At 63.6% G+C, this 4,002-nt stretch carries 5 protein-coding genes; 3 read left to right on the top strand and 2 right to left on the bottom strand.

The window, feature by feature from the left end; all coding sequences use genetic code 11:
- Positions 1 to 473 (top strand): glycosyltransferase family 61 protein (locus tag QZ522_RS18220; RefSeq protein WP_294614949.1); only part of this gene is annotated, 473 nt, incomplete at its 5' end.
- Here the strand turns inward: QZ522_RS18220 and QZ522_RS18215 are convergent.
- On the bottom strand, positions 466 to 1,359 hold the full coding sequence (locus QZ522_RS18215) for a DMT family transporter (RefSeq protein ID WP_294614947.1): 894 nt from the start codon (positions 1,357 to 1,359) through the stop codon (positions 466 to 468). The genes QZ522_RS18220 and QZ522_RS18215 overlap by 8 nt on opposite strands.
- A complete protein-coding gene (locus QZ522_RS18210) occupies positions 1,356 to 2,237 on the bottom strand; it encodes a LysR family transcriptional regulator (protein WP_294614944.1) in 882 nt (293 codons plus the stop codon). The genes QZ522_RS18215 and QZ522_RS18210 overlap by 4 nt, the downstream gene beginning before the upstream one ends.
- 181 nt (positions 2,238 to 2,418) lie before the next feature.
- Between QZ522_RS18210 and QZ522_RS18205 the strand changes: the two genes are divergently transcribed.
- Complete coding sequence (locus tag QZ522_RS18205) at positions 2,419 to 2,925, top strand: hypothetical protein (RefSeq protein ID WP_294614942.1); 507 nt, start codon at positions 2,419 to 2,421, stop codon at positions 2,923 to 2,925.
- Between the two features lie 207 nt (positions 2,926 to 3,132).
- Positions 3,133 to 4,002 (top strand): signal recognition particle receptor subunit alpha (locus tag QZ522_RS18200; protein ID WP_294614940.1); only part of this gene is annotated, 870 nt, incomplete at its 3' end.

The raw sequence follows: 4,002 nt of genomic DNA, 5'->3' as shown, positions 1-4,002 counted from the left end.
ATGTCCGCCGGCACCTCTGCGCCGCTCTGACGCCCGAAGGGCCGGACAAGCTTTATGTGTCGCGCCGTCGGCTGAAAAGCCCGGCCAAGCAGGTGCCCCATGAACAGAAGATCGAACGCTGGATGTCGGCGGCGGGATTTGAAATCTTTCACCCCGAACGCCACGCTATTGCCGTGCAATGCCAGCGTTACATGGCTGCGCGCCAGATTGTCGGCCCGGATGGCTCGGCCTTTCATCTCGCGCCTTTCGTGATGCCGCGTGGCGCCCGCGTCGGCCTTATTCAGCGCCGCACCCGCCAGCCGGTCTTTGACGCGATCGCGCGCCAGATCACCAGCTTTGCCGAGGCAGACCTCTGGACCACAGCCGCACTGGCGCAATTGCGCACCGCCCCCCAGCCCGACGAACGTGAAAGCGCGCTGCCGCCAGAACTGCGCCAGTTGCGGGGCGATCTGAAACAGGCCGGGTTTATCTGAGAACCACGCTTTCATCCTTGAGCAGCAGGACAAGCGCCACCACCGTCAACCCGACCCCGGCGAGCACAAGCCCCCCCGGCACCGGATGGCCAAGCGCCACCTGCCAGCAGATCACCCAGCTTGGCGTGAGATAGGTATAGGCCATCACCTTGGCGCTTGGCAGGTGCAGGCTTGCGTATTGCAGCAACACAAAGGTCAGCGCGGTGGCAAAGACCGCCGTATAGATCAGGGTGAGCCAGACGATCCCCGGCAAGGCGCCCCAATCGGTACCCGCAATATCGGACCAGCCCGCCAGCGTAATCAACCCCGCCGCCGCCAGCATCGTGCCAAAGGAAAACACCACCGGGCGTTCGCCGCGATTGAGCAGGCGCACCAGTGGCGTATAGATCGCATGCGCAGCACAGCCCCAGAAATAAATGGCCTCGCCACGGCCGACCTCAAACGCCAGCAAGGCGCCAAGATCGGCGCGAAAGATCACCCAGAGCGCGCCCATCGCCCCGATTGCCAGCGCAAGCGCCATGCGCGGCGTGGTGATCTGGCGCAACATGACATAGCCCGCCGACCCCGCCATCAGGGGCGTCAGGGTAAACACCGCCGCCGCAGACACCGGGGCGGCGGTTTTCAGCCCCTCGAACATCAGCACGAAATAAAGCCCCATCGCCCCGCCAAGCAGCAGATATCGCCAGGGTGCGCGCCATGTGCCGCGCGGGATGCCGGTCGTCAGAACCGCCCCCGCCCCCACGATCTTCGCCGCCAGCACAAAGCGCGGCGCATTCAGGGCCGCCGGCGCGATATGCCCCGCCGCCATCGAGCCAAGCGCAAAAGAGCCGGCCACCAGGGCCGAAAATGCCAGCATCGCAAGATGCCCACGCGCGGCACCGGTCATTCGGGTTGCCAGGCTTTGGAATGATCTTTCAGGAACGCCAGAAAGGCCTGAACCTTGGTGGTGCGGTGCAGGTCCATATGCGTCACCAGCCAGAGCGGTGCGGCCCATTCGGGTTTGGGCGGCACCACCTGCACCAGACCCTCGACCTCGGCGGCCTGAAGAACCGAGGTAAAGCCGATGCCCACCCCGCTCAGGATTGCACGGCGCTGTGCATGCACGTCACCACTGCGAAAAATGATATTCTCGGCGGGCACGTTTTCCTGCATCCAGCGGGCAAAGGGCGCCCGGCTTTTGGGATCATCCGCCCCGATAAAGCGATGCTTGCCAAAATCCTTGCAGGACTCTGGCAAGCCGTGGCGCGCCACATAGGCCTCACTGGCGTAAGGTGTGATTTCCTGACGGAAAAACGGCTGCACGACATTGTCGGGCTGATCGGGCACCGCGCCGGCGCGCACGGCCACATGCGCCTCGCCATATTCAAGCCGGAACAGGCGGTCACCGGTCAGATAGCGCACCGTCAGCCCCGCATACTCTTCCTGAAACGCCGCCAGGACCGGCACCAGCAAATGGCTCAGCCCGCCGACAGAGGTCACGACCAATTCGCCCGATACCTCGTTCCCGCGGCCCTTGATACGCCCGGCCAGCTGGCTGAACTGATCATCGGTGGCCTGCGCCACACGCAACAGATCGTTGCCCGCTTCGGTTGGCGTATAGCCGCGCGCGTGACGCTGGAAGAGCTTCACGCCAAGCCGTTCCTCAAGCGCATCAATATGCCGGATCACCGTGGCGTGATGCACGCCAAGCACTTCTGCGGCGCCGCTAACGGTGCCAATTCTCGCAACATTATAGGCGGTGCGCACTTCATCCCAATGTTCCATGGCTCTCTCTGTGCATTATCTCACATCAAACCCGGAACCTGTGGCCGGGCGTTCGTATCTGTCGTAAGGCGCAGCCTCTGCGACCGCAACGCAAAATCCGTTTTGCGCCGGTTGACTTCGCGCAATACGCCCCCGCGCGCCCTTTGCTAGACTGACGGGATCATTGACCGGAAACCTTTACATGCCAAGCCCCCTTTCCCGCCTGATGCATGTCGTTTTGATCCTGATGCTCGTGTCGGGGACAAGCCACGCGCAGGCGCTTGATCCGCACGATACGTTCGAGGCGGAATGCCTGTCCTGCCATGGTCACGCAGGGGGTTTTGCGCGTCGATACCTTCGCCTTGACGGCACCACGCCCCTGACCTCGGGCGGCGAGACTGTGGCGGAGTTTCTTGTTCATCACCGCGGCGGCCTGCCGGACCTGGTGATCGAACAGTTCGTGGCAATGTTTCGCATGCAACTCTCCTCGGGCGCGCTTTTCGCGAACCCTGCAAAGCGCTGCCTGTTCTGCCATGACCGCGCCCACGACTTTGCCCACCGCAAGCTTGTGCTGCGCGACGGCAAGCTTTTCGGGCGCTATACGGATCGCGACGTCGCCGGGTTTCTGCCGGGTCATGCCAGGCTTACCCCGGCCGAGGCCGCCGAGATATACACCATCCTCGAGGGGTTTCTTCTGCCGCCCCGCTAGGGCGCCGCGCGATCAGCCAAGGCTTGACTCAGTCTGCGGGCGCGCGTAAACGCCCCTCAACATCCGGAAGTTCAACGCTTCCGGTCCCATTGCCATTGTGCAGGGATCGCCCCCCGTCAGCGCGTTGCGCCCACGGGGGAGATTGGCATTTGCACCGTCCCTGCCTATTTTGGGGCTATTCATCAACTGCTCAAAGGAGCGCCTGAGATGTTTGAAAATCTGTCCGAACGCCTCTCCGGTGTCTTTGATCGGCTGACGAAACAAGGTGCCTTGTCCGAGGACGATGTCAAAACCGCCCTGCGCGAGGTGCGTGTCGCCCTGCTTGAGGCCGATGTTTCGCTTCCCGTCGCGCGCGATTTCGTCAAGGCGATCCAGGAAAAGGCCACCGGCCAAGCCGTCACCAAATCCATTACCCCCGGCCAGCAGGTCGTCAAGATCGTGCATGACGCCCTGATCGACACGCTGCGCGGATCGGATGACCCCGGCGCGCTGCGGATCGACAACCCGCCGGCCCCGATCCTGATGGTCGGTCTTCAGGGCTCGGGCAAGACGACCACCACCGCCAAGCTTGCCAAGCGCCTGAAAGAGCGCGAGGGCAAGCGCGTGCTGATGGCGTCGCTTGACGTAAACCGCCCGGCGGCGATGGAACAACTGCAAATCCTCGGCACCCAGATCGGGGTTGATACCCTGCCGATCGTCAAGGGCGAAGACCCGGTGGCGATTGCCAAGCGCGCCAAGACCCAGGCCGCGATGGGCGGCTATGATGTCTATATCCTCGACACCGCCGGGCGTCTGCATATCGACACCGACCTGATCGCCCAGGCCGCCGCCGTGCGCGACGTGGCCAAGCCGCGCGAAACCCTGCTGGTGGTCGATGGTCTCACCGGCCAGGACGCGGTCAATGTGGCGACCGAGTTTGACGACAATATCGGCGTGACCGGCGTGATCCTGACCCGGATGGATGGCGACGGGCGCGGCGGCGCGGCCCTTTCAATGCGCGCCGTCACCGGCAAGCCGATCCGCTTTGTCGGCCTCGGCGAAAAGCTCGACGCGCTTGAGACGTTTGAACCCGAACGC

This window comes from uncultured Roseovarius sp. (assembly GCF_913054395.1).
Classification (GTDB): domain Bacteria; phylum Pseudomonadota; class Alphaproteobacteria; order Rhodobacterales; family Rhodobacteraceae; genus Roseovarius.
The sequence above is the reverse complement of the archived record's forward strand: the minus strand, read 5'-3'. Positions and strand labels throughout refer to the sequence as shown.

Excerpts from the sequence above, each read along its gene's own strand:
- QZ522_RS18210 (WP_294614944.1), bottom strand. The coding sequence starts at position 2,237 with ATGGAACATTGGGATGAAGTGCGCACCGCCTATAATGTTGCGAGAATT.
- QZ522_RS18205 (WP_294614942.1), top strand. The coding sequence starts at position 2,419 with ATGCCAAGCCCCCTTTCCCGCCTGATGCATGTCGTTTTGATCCTGATG.
- QZ522_RS18215 (WP_294614947.1), bottom strand. The coding sequence starts at position 1,359 with ATGACCGGTGCCGCGCGTGGGCATCTTGCGATGCTGGCATTTTCGGCC.